The sequence below is a fragment of the Photobacterium sagamiensis genome (genome assembly GCF_050337085.1).
GTDB lineage: Bacteria > Pseudomonadota > Gammaproteobacteria > Enterobacterales > Vibrionaceae > Photobacterium > Photobacterium sagamiensis.
Genome location: NZ_JAKJSP010000040.1, coordinates 22455 through 37370, shown reverse-complemented (window position 1 = coordinate 37370; position 14916 = coordinate 22455). Strand labels below are relative to the sequence as shown.

At 46.9% G+C, this 14916-nt stretch carries 13 protein-coding genes; 3 read left to right on the top strand and 10 right to left on the bottom strand.

Annotation, left to right across the window (positions count from 1 at the left end; genetic code table 11):
- Positions 1-111: 111 nt before the first annotated feature.
- On the bottom strand, positions 112-843 hold the full coding sequence (gene trmJ, locus L4D76_RS18885; RefSeq protein WP_428442437.1) for a tRNA (cytosine(32)/uridine(32)-2'-O)-methyltransferase TrmJ: 732 nt from the start codon (positions 841-843) through the stop codon (positions 112-114).
- Between the two features lie 210 nt (positions 844-1053).
- Here trmJ and suhB point away from each other — a divergent pair, with 210 nt between their 5' ends.
- Positions 1054-1854 carry an inositol-1-monophosphatase gene (suhB, locus tag L4D76_RS18880; RefSeq protein WP_428442436.1) on the top strand — a complete coding sequence of 267 codons (801 nt, stop codon included), beginning with the start codon at positions 1054-1056 and terminating at the stop codon, positions 1852-1854.
- A 311-nt stretch (positions 1855-2165) separates the two neighbouring features.
- Here the strand turns inward: suhB and secF are convergent, their stop codons facing one another.
- From secF to L4D76_RS18850, 6 genes are all read right to left on the bottom strand, one after another.
- Positions 2166-3113, bottom strand: coding sequence for a protein translocase subunit SecF (secF, locus tag L4D76_RS18875; protein ID WP_428442435.1), 948 nt, complete (start codon positions 3111-3113; stop codon positions 2166-2168).
- 12 nt (positions 3114-3125) lie between these two features.
- Positions 3126-4979 carry a protein translocase subunit SecD gene (secD, locus tag L4D76_RS18870; protein WP_428442434.1) on the bottom strand — a complete coding sequence of 618 codons (1854 nt, stop codon included), beginning with the start codon at positions 4977-4979 and terminating at the stop codon, positions 3126-3128.
- Between the two features lie 26 nt (positions 4980-5005).
- Positions 5006-5341, bottom strand: a complete 336-nt coding sequence (yajC, locus tag L4D76_RS18865; RefSeq protein ID WP_428442433.1) for a preprotein translocase subunit YajC — start codon at positions 5339-5341, stop codon at positions 5006-5008.
- Positions 5342-5363: 22 nt separating this feature from the next.
- Positions 5364-6491 (bottom strand): tRNA guanosine(34) transglycosylase Tgt, encoded by a 1128-nt coding sequence (tgt, locus tag L4D76_RS18860; RefSeq protein WP_428442432.1) that lies wholly within the window; start codon positions 6489-6491, stop codon positions 5364-5366.
- A 249-nt stretch (positions 6492-6740) separates the two neighbouring features.
- A complete protein-coding gene (gene queA, locus L4D76_RS18855) occupies positions 6741-7793 on the bottom strand; it encodes a tRNA preQ1(34) S-adenosylmethionine ribosyltransferase-isomerase QueA (RefSeq protein ID WP_428442431.1) in 1053 nt (350 codons plus the stop codon).
- A gap of 101 nt (positions 7794-7894) precedes the next feature.
- On the bottom strand, positions 7895-8980 hold the full coding sequence (locus L4D76_RS18850; RefSeq protein ID WP_428442430.1) for a trypsin-like serine protease: 1086 nt from the start codon (positions 8978-8980) through the stop codon (positions 7895-7897).
- 216 nt (positions 8981-9196) lie between these two features.
- Between L4D76_RS18850 and L4D76_RS18845 the strand changes: the two genes are divergently transcribed.
- Both L4D76_RS18845 and L4D76_RS18840 read left to right on the top strand, forming a co-directional pair.
- On the top strand, positions 9197-9646 hold the full coding sequence (locus tag L4D76_RS18845; protein WP_428442429.1) for a CBS domain-containing protein: 450 nt from the start codon (positions 9197-9199) through the stop codon (positions 9644-9646).
- A 24-nt stretch (positions 9647-9670) separates the two neighbouring features.
- Positions 9671-10258, top strand: coding sequence for an acyl carrier protein phosphodiesterase (locus tag L4D76_RS18840; RefSeq protein ID WP_428442428.1), 588 nt, complete (start codon positions 9671-9673; stop codon positions 10256-10258).
- A gap of 160 nt (positions 10259-10418) precedes the next feature.
- Here the strand turns inward: L4D76_RS18840 and aceA are convergent, their stop codons facing one another.
- From aceA to L4D76_RS18825, 3 genes are all read right to left on the bottom strand, one after another.
- Positions 10419-11723, bottom strand: coding sequence for an isocitrate lyase (gene aceA, locus L4D76_RS18835; RefSeq protein ID WP_428442427.1), 1305 nt, complete (start codon positions 11721-11723; stop codon positions 10419-10421).
- A gap of 73 nt (positions 11724-11796) precedes the next feature.
- Positions 11797-13410, bottom strand: a complete 1614-nt coding sequence (aceB, locus tag L4D76_RS18830) for a malate synthase A (RefSeq protein ID WP_428442426.1) — start codon at positions 13408-13410, stop codon at positions 11797-11799.
- Positions 13411-14014: 604 nt separating this feature from the next.
- On the bottom strand, positions 14015-14911 hold the full coding sequence (locus L4D76_RS18825) for a hydrogen peroxide-inducible genes activator (RefSeq protein WP_428442425.1): 897 nt from the start codon (positions 14909-14911) through the stop codon (positions 14015-14017).
- Between the last annotated feature and the right edge of the window lie 5 nt (positions 14912-14916).

Genomic DNA, 14916 nt, shown 5'->3' with positions numbered 1-14916 from the left:
ACACACCGCTACCCACTTATGTATATGGAGGGAGTGTTACATACCCGACCAAATCGGTCAAGTATTTACCTGACTAATTTAGTCGGACTTTTAACCTTATCACTAATGTGGCTATTTTTCGTCTTTTGGTAAGGTTCTTTCGACTGAAGTAAGGATGCCTCGCAAAATATTTAGCTCCTGCTGCTCGGGACGAGCGCGAGTAAATAAACGGCGAAGTTTGGCCATGACCATGCCTGGGTGCTTCTTATTAATGAAATTGGTTCCTGAAATGACTTTTTCAAGGTGTTCGTAGAACATTTCCAATTCTTTTGCACGAGGATACTCTTCAACCTTCTGTTCACCAGCGAACTTCTGCTGCTCGAGGTAAGCCATTCGGACTTCATAGCTGACCGTCTGGACAGCCATCGCCAGGTTTAAAGAGCTATATTCAGGGTTAGCCGGAATGTAGACATGGCAGTGACATTTTTGTAATTCATCATTTGTCAGGCCAGTACGCTCGCGGCCAAACAGAATCGCAACCGGATGAGAAGCCGCTTCATTGATTGATCTAACACCACATTCACGTGGATCAAGCTGTGGCCATTCCAGAGTACGAGAACGGGCACTTGAACCAATCACTAAACCACAATCGGCAACCGCTTCATCTAACGTCTTAACAATCTTCGCATTAGCTACAATATCTGCCGCACCCGCCGCCAAAGCGATGGATTTTTCATCAATTTCACAAGCAGGATCAACCAGAACAAGATTCGTTAAGCCCATCACCTTCATGGCTCGGGCAGCCGAACCAATATTGCCCGGATGGGAGGTACCAATTAAAACAACGCTGATTTTATCTAACATGGCGTAGCAATTTTCCGACTATTTTTAAAAGCGTGGAGATTTTAGCACAGCCTCTAAAAAAGTGGGGAAAACATGCAAAACTAACCCGTGTTTTTGTAAAACCTTTGACATAAGGTGAGCTCGGCCAAAAAATAACCACTTCCTTTTTGCGTAAGCTCTGTTATACTCGCCGCCGCTTTTTAGTTCTTTAACATCCGTTGGGAAGATCCTATGCATCCGATGCTTAATATCGCCATTCGCGCTGCGCGAAAGGCTGGTGGCCATGTCATTAAATCGTTAGAAAAACCTCAGGGCATTGAAGTTGCCAATAAAGGTAATGATGTTGTTACCAACATCGATCATGAAGCTGAAGCTATCATCATCGATACAATTCTTAAGTCTTATCCTGACCACTGCATCATTGCAGCAGAGTCGGGTACTAAAGAAGGCCGTGACAAAGAGTGTCAGTGGATCATCGACCCTGTGGATGGCACCAAAAACTTCGTTCGCGGTTATCCTCATTACGCTATTTCAATTGCACTACGCATGCGTGGTCGTACTGAAGTATCCGTAGTTTACGACCCATCTCGTAACGAACTATTCACGGCAACTCGTGGTTCAGGCGCTCAGCTTAACAGCCAACGCATCCGAGTTTCTCAGCCACGCGACCTAACAGGTACTGTTATAGCAACAAGCCTGCCTTTCGCCACTAAGCAATTCTCTGAAAGCTACTTCAAGATTCAAAACGCAATGTTCATTGAATGTGACGACATGCGTCAATCTGGTTGTACAGCACTTGATCTTTGCTACCTGGCAGCTGGCCGCGTTGACGGCGTATTCAAACTAGGCCAGAAGGCTTGGGAATTAGCGGCCGGTGAGCTTATTGCACGTGAAGCGGGTGCTATCTGTACTGACTTTACTGGTAACACTAACTACCTGACATCTGGCAACATCGTTGCTGGTAATGCACGCGTAGTTAAGCCAATGCTGGCTAAAATCCGTGAACACGGTGGCGAAGCATTAGCTAAGTAATCGTTCATAACGATTCAAAAATTCGAAAGCCCCGGCAGCAATGCCGGGGCTTTTTGTTTTTAAGGAGATGAGTTTCTAGGGACGAGTGGCGAGAAAAAGGTTCTAAAAGCGAATAATACTATCAAGTTATTGCTGTTTTCTTCCCAGAACAGAGACCCTGCTCTTTCTAGAATCTCGTAACTCGAAACTCGCACCTTTCCCATAGGACCATAGAACCGCTTTTTGAGACAAAAAACGGAGCCTTTCGGCTCCGTTTGTTTTATCTGATTCACTATAACGAGTTAACTAGAAACTCGATACTCGAACCTGAGTTACGGCATCGCATCAAACTCTTCGCCTTCTTTCTCTACTTGCGGTGGCATCAGGTGTTCACGAGTGATACCCAATTTCAGTGCCAGTGCCGAAGCAACGTAGATAGACGAGTAAGTACCAACCGTAATACCGATAAGCAATGCCGCGGCAAAACCGTGGATCATGCTGCCGCCTTTCATAAACAGCGCAATAACCACAAATAAGGTCGTCGCAGATGTGATCAGTGTACGGCTCAGCGTTTGGGTGACTGAGCTGTTCATAATGTCAGCCGGCTCACCTTTACGCATCTTACGGAAGTTCTCACGAATACGGTCGAAAACAACAATCGTATCGTTGAGCGAGTAACCGACAACGGTTAGCAAGGCTGCAACAATCGTCAGGTCGATTTCAATCTGCATGAGCGAGAATATACCAACGGTAATGATCACGTCGTGAGCCAGTGCCAGTACCGCACCAGCTGCCAGACGCCATTCAAAACGCATCGACACATAAAGCATAATACAGATCAGCGCGACCAGAATTGCCAACCCGCCCGCTTCTGCCAGTTCATCGCCCACATTAGGACCAACAAACTCGATACGGCGCATTTCAACGTTCTGGCCAGTACCCGCTTTCAATGCATCGATGATCTGGTTACCCAGTTTCGCACCTTTGGCATCTTCTCGCGGTTGCAAACGGACGATCACATCACGTGCAGTACCAAAGCTCTGCACGATTGCATCGCCAAAGCCTGCGCCTTCCAGCGACTCACGGATCAGAGATAAATCTGCTGGCTGCTCAAAGCCCACTTCAATCAGGGTACCGCCGGTAAAATCCAGCCCCCAGTTAAGCTTTTGAGTCGCAACGGTGCCAATCGCACCCACAATCATTAAGATCGAAAAAGCAAAAGCCACTTTCGACCAGCGCATAAAGTCGATCGCGTTACCCGCTTTCAATATTTGAAACATGTCAGCGTCTCCTTAGATCGACAGCTTATCTACGCGCTTACCGCCATAGATAAAGTTAACTACGGCACGGGTACCCACAATCGCAGTAAACATAGAAGTCAGAATACCGATTGAAAGGGTAACAGCGAAGCCTTTAATTGCACCTGTACCTACCGCAAACAGAATAATTGCAGTAATTAAGGTCGTAATGTTAGCATCGGCAATCGTACTAAACGCATTTGCGTAACCTTGCTGAATCGCATGCTGAGGGCTGCGGCCTTCATGTAGCTCTTCACGGATACGCTCAAAGATCAGTACGTTAGCATCAACCGCCATACCCACCGTCAGTACGATACCGGCAATACCTGGAAGGGTCATGGTTGCCCCCGGGATCATCGACATAACACCGATAATCAACACCAGGTTCATCGCCAACGCCATATTGGCAATCAGACCAAACTTACGGTAGTACACTAGGGTAAACAGCATTACTGCAATCATGCCCCAGATACATGCCTGAATACCCATATCGATATTCTGCTGGCCCATTGACGGACCAATGGTACGCTCTTCAACAATAGAGATTGGCGCAATCAATGCACCTGCACGCAGTAGTAGTGCCAGGTTGTGTGCTTCAGCCTGTGAATCAATACCGGTAATACGGAAGTTACGGCCCAGTGCAGTCTGGATAGTTGCCTGGTTGATCACTTCTTCGTGTTTCTGAAGAATAACCCTACCGTCCGGGTTACGCTTACCGCTGTCTTTATACTCGGTAAACACCGTTGCCATCAGCTTACCCACGTTGCTACGTGAGAATGCTGTCATCTTGCTACCACCTTCGCTATCTAGCGAGATGTTAACCTGAGGGCGGCCATATTCATCAGCACTTGAGCTTGCATCTGTGATGTGAGAGCCCGCAAGAATAATGCGTTTCTTCAGTACTGCCGGACGCTTGTCACGGGTGTACTTCACTTCACTGCCTGCCGGTACACGACCTGCAGCGGCAGCCGCAAGATCTGCAGAACTGTCAACTTCGCGGAATTCAAGTGTTGCTGTTGCACCAAGAATTTCTTTGGCTCGAGCAGTATCCTGAACACCTGGCAGTTCAACAACAATGCGGTTTGCACCCTGACGCTGTACCAGAGGCTCAGCAACACCTAATTCATTCACACGGTTACGAAGAATAGTAATATTCTGATCGACCGCGTAGTTACGGATCTCTTTCAGGCGTGCTTCTGTAAATACTGCAGTCAGCACGAAACGACCATTGCTGTCACTGTCAGTGAACAGCATATCCGGATGCAGTTTAGCCAGTGCAACTTTCGCTTCATCCAGCTGCTCCGCATTACGCAGACGCACTTCTACCGATGAATCGGTTTTGCTGATCGCACGATAGCGAATTTTGGCTTCACGCAGTTCGGTACGGAAAGTTTCTTCTTGCTGACCAAATAACTTGTCCATTGCCGCGTCCATATCCACTTCCATTAAGAAGTGGACACCACCACGCAAATCAAGGCCCAGCTTCATTGGCGTCGCACCAATGGATTCAAGCCAGTCAGGTGTTGATGCTGCCAGGTTCAGCGCAACAATGTAATCTTCGCCAAGTTGATCATTAAGAATATCGCGAGCACTGATTTGAGTATCAGTGTCGTTAAAGCGGACCAGTACAGTGCCGTTTTCGAAAGCGACAGATTTGTAGGAGATTTGGTTTTTTTCTAAATCTTCGGTGACAGTATCCAATGCAGACATATCAACCGAGGCGCCACGCGCCCCGGTGATTTGAATCGCTGGATCTTCACCGTAAACATTGGGAAGTGCATAAAGCAAACCGATGAGCAGTGCAAACACCACCATCAAATTCTTCCACAAGGGATAACGGTTTAACACTGTTATGATCCTTCAAAGCGAATAAATTACAGAGATTTCATTGTGCCTTTTGGCAGAACTGCTGAAACAAAATCTTTCTTGATTGTCACTTCAGTGCTGTCATTCAGGGCAATAACAATGTAATCGCTCTCTTCTGAAACTTTAGTGATTTTACCAAGTAAACCACCGCTCGTTAGTACTTCATCCCCTTTGCCCATAGAAGACATCAGGCTCTTGTGCTCTTTAACACGCTTCGCCTGCGGACGATAAATCATGAAGAAAAAAATAACGGCGAAAAGGCCTAGCATGATGAATAGCTGCATGCTGCCACCCTGTGGAGCACCTTCAGCTGCGGCGTGTGCCTGAGAAATGAAAAGACTCATTTAATAACGTCCTCGTTTATTGTTAAGCGTTTTTTAGTGGTGGAACTTCACGGTCACGACGCGCGTAGAATTCTTCTACAAACGCATCGAAACGATCTTCTTCAATCGCCTTACGAATACTTGCCATCAAACGCTGGTAGTAACGTAAGTTGTGGATTGTGTTAAGGCGCGATCCCAGGATTTCGTTACACTTATCCAGATGATACAGATACGCCTTTGAATAATTGCGACAAGTGTAACAGTCACAATGCGGATCCAGAGGGGTTGTGTCCGTTTTATGTTTCGCATTACGGATCTTGATCACACCACCGGTCACAAAAAGGTGTCCATTACGGGCATTTCGGGTCGGCATAACGCAATCGAACATGTCGATACCACGACGTACACCTTCAACAAGGTCTTCAGGTTTGCCCACCCCCATCAGGTAGCGAGGCTTATCTTCAGGTAATTTAGGGCAGGTATGCTCTAGAATACGATGCATGTCTTCTTTGGGTTCGCCAACCGCCAGACCGCCAACCGCATAACCGTCAAAACCAATGTTAGTCAGCCCTTCAACAGAAACGTCGCGTAAATCTTCATAGACACTTCCCTGAACAATACCGAACAGTGCATTTTTATTTTCTTGCTTATCAAACTGGTTACGGCTGCGCTGTGCCCAGCGCAGTGACATTTCCATTGACTGCTTCGCTTCGTCATGTGTCGCTGGATATGGCGTACACTCGTCAAAGATCATAACAATGTCAGAACCCAGGTCGTACTGGATTTCCATCGACTTCTCGGCGTCCATGAAAATCTTGTCACCGTTTACCGGGTTACGGAAATGTACACCTTCTTCGGTGATCTTGCGAATATCGCCGAGGCTAAATACCTGAAAACCGCCTGAATCCGTCAGGATAGGACCTTTCCACTGCATGAAGTCGTGCAGATCACCATGCATTTTCATGACTTCCTGACCAGGGCGAAGCCACAGGTGGAAAGTATTACCGAGAATGATCTGTGCACCGGTATCTAGCACCTCTTCCGGTGTCATGCCCTTAACCGTACCGTAAGTACCCACAGGCATAAATGCCGGCGTTTCAACCGTACCACGTTCAAACTGCAGGCGACCGCGACGTGCGCGTCCCTGAGTTTTATCTAATTCAAATTTCACTAAACCTCCAAAAGCCAGAGAAACAATCTGACATCAATTCCCACGAAAGGACTTAAGCACAAAAGGCCATTTGCCTGATGTGCGTGTTACATTTATCGCCACGCCATAAAGCCTAGCGGATGAAAGTAAATAGTCATGGCAAATCACCCATCCAATTTGCCATCGCTCTTTTGCCGATACTATAAAGCCGACAAAGGCTGCGATTTTAACAAAAGCAGCCTTAAGAGACACTGATTTAACAACCTAAGTTCAGTTGTTTTTTTTGGTGATGAACATCGAGTCGCCATAACTGAAGAAGCGGTATTGATTTTCAACCGCCTGAAGATAAGCATTCATCGTATGTTCATAGCCTGCGAATGCACTCACCAGCATAATCAATGTTGATTCGGGCAGGTGGAAATTCGTTACCAATACATCCACCAGCTGGAATTGATAGCCAGGGAAGATAAAAATATCGGTATCGCCGAAAAATGGCTTCAGCTCAGTACCCTTTGTAACCGCATCCTGGGCAGCACTTTCCAGTGAACGGACGGAAGTCGTTCCCACCGCGACCACACGGCCGCCGTTAGCTTTGGTTGCATTGATCGCATCAACGACCTCTTGCGGTACTTCGACATATTCGGCATGCATGTGGTGATCGTCAATATTATCAACGCGTACCGGCTGGAACGTACCAGCCCCGACATGCAGCGTTACAAAGGCGAAATTAACCCCTTTCGCTTTGAGCGCATCCATTAAGGTATCATCAAAGTGCAACCCCGCCGTCGGGGCAGCAACGGCCCCCGGCTTGGCATTATAAACCGTTTGATAACGCTCTTTATCAGCATCTTCGTCAGGGCGGTCAATATAAGGAGGTAGCGGCATATGACCGACATCTTCCAGAATTTCCAAGACTGTTTTATCGCTGTTAAAACGAATTTCAAACAGTGCATCGTGGCGGGCTACCATTTCTGCCTGGTATTCGTCATTTTCACCCAGCAGCAACTCATTTCCCGGCTTTGGCGATTTTGATGCGCGCACATGCGCCAGAATGCTCTTGTCATCTAGCATACGCTCAACAAGTACTTCCAATTTGCCGCCTGATGCTTTGCGGCCAAATATCCGGGCTGGGATCACTCGCGTATTATTGAATACCAGCAAATCACCAGGCTGAACCAGATCAAGCACATCTTTAAAGCCTTTGTGCTGGATCTCACCCGTATCGCCTGTGAGTTGCAGAAGGCGACTCGCTGTACGCTCAGGTTGTGGATAACGAGCAATCAGCTCATCAGAAAGGTCAAAGTGAAAATCAGAAACTTGCATCGTTATATGCCTCAAATTACAGCAGGCAGCTAGTATAGGCTGCCTTACTGCAATTTCAAGGAAAGATGGGATTTGCGGGCCAATTTACGAATATATCCTGTTTATATCCAAGCGACTGAAACTCGCCGCCGATACGCAGCTAGCATAAGTAGCAGCAGACTCGTCATCCCGACACTGCCACCGCTGTCTGACTCGACGACAGGCTTGGGGATACCTGCATTGCTATAATCCGACAGGAACGGATTAATGCTAAAAGCCGGAGCCGGTAATTCGGCAATCGTGGTATCCGTCTCACTTTTAATCCAGGTGTCAATCCAGCCGTAATAATTCGCGACCTCGGTATAGACGCCGGGTAGATCTCTCGCACAACCGCCTTGTTGACCAAAACTAACCAGACCGACTAACCGTAAGCCAAAATCACTGTCACTGGCAGCCTGCGGATCTTGCCAAACCAAAGGGCCGCCCGAATCACCAGAACAACTATCCCGGGCTAACAACGGCGATGGTGAACTCGCGCATACGTAAATACTGGCGTCACTCGGAGTGATATTTGGTTCCCACATACTGGCGCAGGTGGGATCAGGCACGCCTGATAATAGGGTCTGCCTTAATTGTGTTGAGCCTGAGTTATTGGGGTTATCAGGATCCGTACTTCCCCAGCCAGAGACCAGTAAATTGGCCGGTCTGTCACTGTTTGCAACCCAGCTAATGTCAAACTCCTTATCAGCCCGATCCTGGGTCTCGGTATTTGCAATTTGAATAGGTATCGCAGTGGCAGGCAAGGGAGCTGCCAGCTTTAGAATTGCAATATCATTCTTAAAGCTTGTAGGGTTAAACTTATTGTGTGGCACTATTTCATCCACAGAGATTGCATTCGCGCTATTTGCACTGAAAATACTGGTAATGCCAGCCCAGACCTGGATATTTTCAGCTAACACCGTCGTTGAACCATTTTGCATACAGTGCGCAGCAGTTAGCACGATCGTCGGTGTGATAGCGACACCACCGCAAACGAATGTCGTGGGGCCAGGAAAGGTCATATTAAGGTAAACCTGCCATGGAATTTCATTGGTGGATGATTCAATTCCTCCGATTATTTTCGGGGTCACCGTCTGCTCAGCAGCAAACACCTGAATAGCGAACAACGTATTCCAATACAACAGAAAGCCTAGCAACAACTTAATCATGGGATAATACCCATTTGGGATGCCGTTCATTGATTATATGACACAAATCAATTTTTAACCGTTAAATAACACCGGCCAAACCAAATAGTAACTTTGCATTTTTTTGACTATGGTCATAGGTAGTTACGTCAATATTAGCTACATTCAAAGAGGACAAGGAAAGAATAGGAAAGAATAATTTTTGTCTAATTGCAGCAGGAGCTGCAGGAGGTTTGTATGTTTACTGTCTCAGATATGATGACTCCTCATCCTCATACGCTTAGTCCCTCTCATACCCTGGCGGATGCCAAAAAAGTGATGGCAGAGTTAGGGATACGACATATTCCGATCACCAATAGTGAAAACCACCTGGTTGGTTTAGTGACTCAGCGGGATGTGTTATCAGCACAGGATTCAAGTTTAGAACATATTACCAAAACCAACGCGATCTCCACCTTAGATACCTCGCTGGATCAATGTATGAACCGCACGCTGCTCAGCGTAAATTCTCATGCTGGTTTGAAAGAAGCGGCCACCTATATGCAAAAGCATAACATTGGTTGTTTGCCTGTTACTCATAAGAAGGAGCTGGTGGGGATCATTACCGATACCGATTTCGTGTCTATCGCGATAAACTTGCTAGAAATTCAGGAAGAAATTGAACCGCTGAATGAAGACGAAGCCTAACTGGTTTTGTTTTTGTTATAAACCGTGAATTTCCTAGCTCACCTGCACCTTGCTGATATTTGCCATAGCGATATGGCAGGGAATCTATTGGCTGATTTTGTACGCGGTGATCCTTACAAACAGCATCCCAAGCATGTCGCGGATGGTATTAAGTTACACCGTTTTGTTGACAGCTATGTTGATGGCATGCCTGAAGTCAAAGCGTGCAGACAGCGGTTTAGCCCTGGCACGCGCCGGGTCAGTGGCATTGCGTTAGATATCGTCTGGGATCACTTTCTGGCTAGTCACTGGCAGCAATACCATTCCCAATCATTAGAGTGTTTTGTTCAGGCTGCAGAGCACACGGTGAGCCAGTACCAATCCAACCTGCCTGAGCATTATCAACACATGAGTTCACTCATGTGGCGGCAACAATGGTTACTGCAATACCGTGAAAGAAGCAGTATCGGACATGTTCTGCAACGCATGGCTATCCGCCGGCCCAAACTGTACCAACTCGCCTTATGTTCACCACAAATCGACACGCATTACCGGTACCTCGAACAAACATTCCACCTCATCTACCCGCAGCTGATCGCTGCCGCTAAACAGCAACGCAAACGCCAGCGGTAATATAACCAACCAGCTCAACATACAGAGAAAGCCCTAAATCTCGTCTCTTGAGGTGATTTGGGGATAACCCGCATAAAAAAAGGGAGCAACGAGAGCTCCCTGACTTACCAAAAAAATGATAACAACGTTTTGCTAGGATAGATTTACAAAACCAGCGCGATTAAAACTGATCTTCTTCCGTTGAGCCGGTCAGCGCGGTGACTGACGACTGGCCACCCTGGATGGTATTGGTCATTTTATCGAAATAACCCGTGCCCACTTCCTGCTGGTGTGCAACGAAGGTATAGCCACGCTCAGCAGCGGCAAACTCTGGACGCTGTACTTTTTCAACATAGTGGCGCATTCCTTCACCCTGAGCATAAGCATGTGCTAGCTCAAACATGTTGAACCACATGTTGTGAATACCTGCCAGTGTAATGAACTGATACTTGTAGCCCATGTCTGACAGCTCTTGCTGGAACTTAGTGATCGTTTCAGCATCAAGGTTCTTCTCCCAGTTAAAGGACGGCGAGCAGTTATAGGCCAGCAACTGATCCGGATACTGAGCATGAATGGCTTCGGCAAACTTACGCGCCTCTTCCAGACAAGGTTTTGCGGTTTCGCACCAGATAAGATCAGCGTATGGTGCGTAGGCCAAACCACGAGAAATTGCTTGGTCAATACCCGCACGTACACGGTAGAAACCTTCTGCGGTACGCTCACCGACGACAAAGTCGTTATCATATGAATCACAATCTGACGTTAACAGATCAGCCGCGTTAGCATCAGTACGGGCAATAACAAGTGTTGTGGTACCCGCAACGTCAGCCGCTAAACGTGCGGCGACTAACTTTTGCACCGCTTCCTGAGTGGGGACCAGTACCTTGCCGCCCATATGACCACATTTCTTCACTGACGCGAGCTGATCTTCAAAGTGCACACCAGCCGCCCCGGCGTCAATCATATTACGCATCAATTCATAGGCATTCAGCACTCCGCCAAAACCGGCTTCGGCATCTGCGACAATCGGCAAGAAGTAATCAATACCTTCTTCCGGACTGCCGCCATTTGCCCATTGGATCTGATCTGCACGACGGAATGAATTGTTGATGCGGGTTACTACGGCGGGTACGGAATCAACCGGATACAGTGATTGATCGGGGTACATCGTCGATGCGGTATTATTATCAGCAGCGACTTGCCAGCCAGATAAATAAATCGCTTCAATTCCGGCTTTTGCCTGTTGAACCGCCTGACCACCGGTTAGCGCACCAAGACAGTTAACATATCCCTTTTTCGCCGAGCCATTGACCAGATCCCACAGTTTATCTGCACCGCGCTGGGCAATCGTGTTAGCCGGGGCAAATGAACCACGTAGATTTATCACTTCTTCTGCGGTGTAAGTACGCTTTACGTGCTTCCAACGTGGATTTTCAGCCCAGTCTTTTTCAATAGCTTCAATTTGCTGCTGGCGAGTCAATGTCATAATGATGTCCCTCGTTTCATTTGGCGATAATCAGCTTAACGCAATCGTTAATGTTTGCTTTCTTTGGCAATGGTTACGACAAGTATTCATAGCCGGGTACTGTCAGGAAGTTCACTAATTCATCACTGGTAGTGAGTCGCGACATTAAATTCGCCGCTTCCTGGTATTGTCCTTGTTGGAACGTGTCCCGTCCCAGTTCCAGTTCCAACACGATCATCTCTTCTTGTAGCATCTGTTCAAACAAGGCATTGGTCACAACATCACCATTGCTCAGCGACTTTCCGTGTTTGATCCACTGCCAGATTGATGCCCGCGAAATCTCCGCGGTGGCGGCGTCTTCCATCAAACCGTAGATCGGTACACAACCATTGCCGGTGATCCAGGATTCGATATATTGGACCGCAACGCGAATGTTATGGCGCATCCCCTCTTCGGTACGCTCGCCCTCACACGGCTCAAGTAATTCAGCGGCTGTAATAGGGGCGTCTTGTTCGCGGCTAATGTCTAGCTGGTTGGTACGATCACCTAACGCTTTATCAAAAACAGCTTTTGCCGTATCTGCCAGCCCGGGGTGTGCAACCCAGGTGCCGTCATGGCCGTTTTTCGCTTCCAGCGACTTATCTGTCTGAATTTTATTCAGCACCCATTCATTACGCTCAGGTTCTTTGGACGGAATAAAGGCAGCCATGCCTCCCATCGCAAACGCCCCTCGCCGGTGGCAGGTTCGCACCAGTAATCGTGAATAAGCATTAAGGAAGGGTTTCTCCATGGTAACCGCTTGGCGATCCGGCAGGATTCGGTCAGGATAATTTCTTAATGTTTTGATATAGCTAAATATATAATCCCATCGGCCACAATTCAGGCCCGCAATGTGTTCTTTCAGGCTGTAGAGAATCTCATCCATTTCAAAAACAGCAGGCAAGGTTTCAATCAATACCGTGGCTTTAATGGTGCCACGAGAAAGGCCGAATTCATCCTCAGCAAAACTGAACACATCACTCCACCAAGCCGCCTCCTGATAAGCTTGCAACTTAGGCAGATAAAAATAGGGACCACTGCCTTTAGCCAGCAGCTGTTTGTAGTTATGGAAAAAATACAAGGCGAAATCAAATAATGCACCAGGGATCATCTCTCCCTGCCACAACAGGTGCTTCTCTGGTAAATGAAGGCCGCGAACACGACAAATCAACACCGCTGGATCATCACAGATCTTATACTCTTTACCATTCTCCGGATTGGTATAACTGATCGTTCCGTTGATGGCGTCGCGAAGGTTTCGCTGCCCATCCAGTACCTCATTCCAGCCAGGTGCAAAGGAATCTTCAAAGTCAGCCATGAACACTTTCACATTCGCATTCAAGGCATTGATCACCATTTTCCGATCGACCGGACCGGTAATTTCGACCCGGCGATCCTGTAGATCGTCAGGGATACCCTGAATCGTCCAGTCACTATCACGAATATGCGAGGTTTCAGGAAGAAAATCCGGTAGCGTACCGGCATCGATTGCAGCCTGACGAGTCTCTCGCGCAGCCAACAGTTCAGGTACTCGGGAAGCAAAGCGCTGTACTAAACGCTCTAAAAACTGCAGAGCCTCATCGTTAAGGATCTCTTGTTGTTCTGATGTCAGCGTCGTCTGTAATGACAGCTTTACATGGTGATTCGGTGCACTTCCTTTTTCCGTCATCGCTACCTCCCCCTACCTTCACTTGTAACTTAATCACTACTTTTATCAGTAATGACAGAGATCACTCTTATGCCATTACTCACCTTAACGGTTTATTTACGTTGCCGTAACAAATCAGCAAAAGCAAGTAAATATTTTTGCCGCACATCAGACCGACCACACTTGATGGCAATAAAAACAGTAGTTTAATAAGTGTAGAGTAAAAACTCAAAACACCAAATTAAAACAAAAATCAGGAAAAAGCTCGGTTGGCATGATACTCACCTATCAAAGGCGAAAATGTAATTAGTTACGTAATTCAATTACACGAATGATGAATTCTATTGCGGAAGTAAAAATCGTTTTAAACATGAAATGAGTGAAAGGGAGATCAAAAATGAATAAATAACAGGTGGTTATAAATACAACCTGCTCGCATTTTATACGCTATAAGTGTGGTTGATTATTCATCCTGTTTCATTTATTCGCGAAGCGAAACAGAATAAACCTACAAAATGGCTACATTTACGTCGCCTTTAGTAAGATGGAATATACCAATAACCGATAAACCAAAAGGATATCATGCTGTCAAAAAGGGAGTTCTGACAACACGGCCTCAACGTTGCTATAAAAGCCCCTCAACAATATCTGCCAAACCATTAAATGTTTGAAGCCGACTTGACGTCGGCCGCCAAACTAAGCCAATTTGACGATAAGCTGCCTGGCCCGGGGGTTCGACAACGACTAGGTTTTGGTTATCCAGCAAACCATGGTCGATCGCCATCTGGGGGATAAAGGTTGTACCTAAACCATTTGCCACCATTTGGACTAATGTATGCAAACTGGTTGCGGTAAAAGGATTAATCTTCTCTTTGGTTGTCAGTTTGCACGCTGAAACCGCGTGTTCAGTTAAGCAATGTTCTTTCTCCAGTAAAAAAACAGATTCATCGGGTAAATCAGCATATCGAAGTGGAACGTTCACTTTTTCCGCCTGATTTTTACTGATCACCATTTTGAACGCATCACGGCCAACAACCTTGCTATGCATACCGTTAATCTCAATGGGCAAAGCGAGGATCAAGACATCCATTTCACCATTTCGCAGCGCTGCCAGCAGATTCGTCGTGGTATCTTCTCGTAACAATAAGTGAAGATTTGGATGCAGGCGGTTTACCTCTTGCACCAAGTCACACAAAAGAAAAGGCGCAATCGTCGGGATACAACCCACTCGCAACTTCCCTTCCATACCATCACCGGTACATTTAGACAGTTCCATTAAATCCTGGCTACGCGCCAGTAACTCATGGGATCGGGTAACCACTTCTTCGCCCATTGAGGTAAAGACCAGAGATTTATTATCACGCTCGATCAGTTGACAGCTCAGCAACTCTTCCAAATTCTGAATGCCTGAACTCAATGTAGACTGACTCACAAAACATTTTTTTGCCGCATCACCAAAGTGACGGGTTTCAAACAGTGTCACCAGATAGTGAAGCTGTTTTAGAGAGGGAAACTTTGTCATCGTTT

Bases quoted from the DNA above. Each gene is read 5' to 3' on its own strand.
- secF (WP_428442435.1), bottom strand. From the start codon at position 3,113: ATGTTTCAAATATTGAAAGCGGGTAACGCGATCGACTTTATGCGCTGG.
- aceB (WP_428442426.1), bottom strand. From the start codon at position 13,410: ATGACGGAAAAAGGAAGTGCACCGAATCACCATGTAAAGCTGTCATTA.
- L4D76_RS18825 (WP_428442425.1), bottom strand. From the start codon at position 14,911: ATGACAAAGTTTCCCTCTCTAAAACAGCTTCACTATCTGGTGACACTG.
- trmJ (WP_428442437.1), bottom strand. From the start codon at position 843: ATGTTAGATAAAATCAGCGTTGTTTTAATTGGTACCTCCCATCCGGGC.
- L4D76_RS18850 (WP_428442430.1), bottom strand. From the start codon at position 8,980: ATGATTAAGTTGTTGCTAGGCTTTCTGTTGTATTGGAATACGTTGTTC.
- L4D76_RS18845 (WP_428442429.1), top strand. From the start codon at position 9,197: ATGTTTACTGTCTCAGATATGATGACTCCTCATCCTCATACGCTTAGT.
- queA (WP_428442431.1), bottom strand. From the start codon at position 7,793: ATGCAAGTTTCTGATTTTCACTTTGACCTTTCTGATGAGCTGATTGCT.
- aceA (WP_428442427.1), bottom strand. From the start codon at position 11,723: ATGACATTGACTCGCCAGCAGCAAATTGAAGCTATTGAAAAAGACTGG.
- yajC (WP_428442433.1), bottom strand. From the start codon at position 5,341: ATGAGTCTTTTCATTTCTCAGGCACACGCCGCAGCTGAAGGTGCTCCA.
- suhB (WP_428442436.1), top strand. From the start codon at position 1,054: ATGCATCCGATGCTTAATATCGCCATTCGCGCTGCGCGAAAGGCTGGT.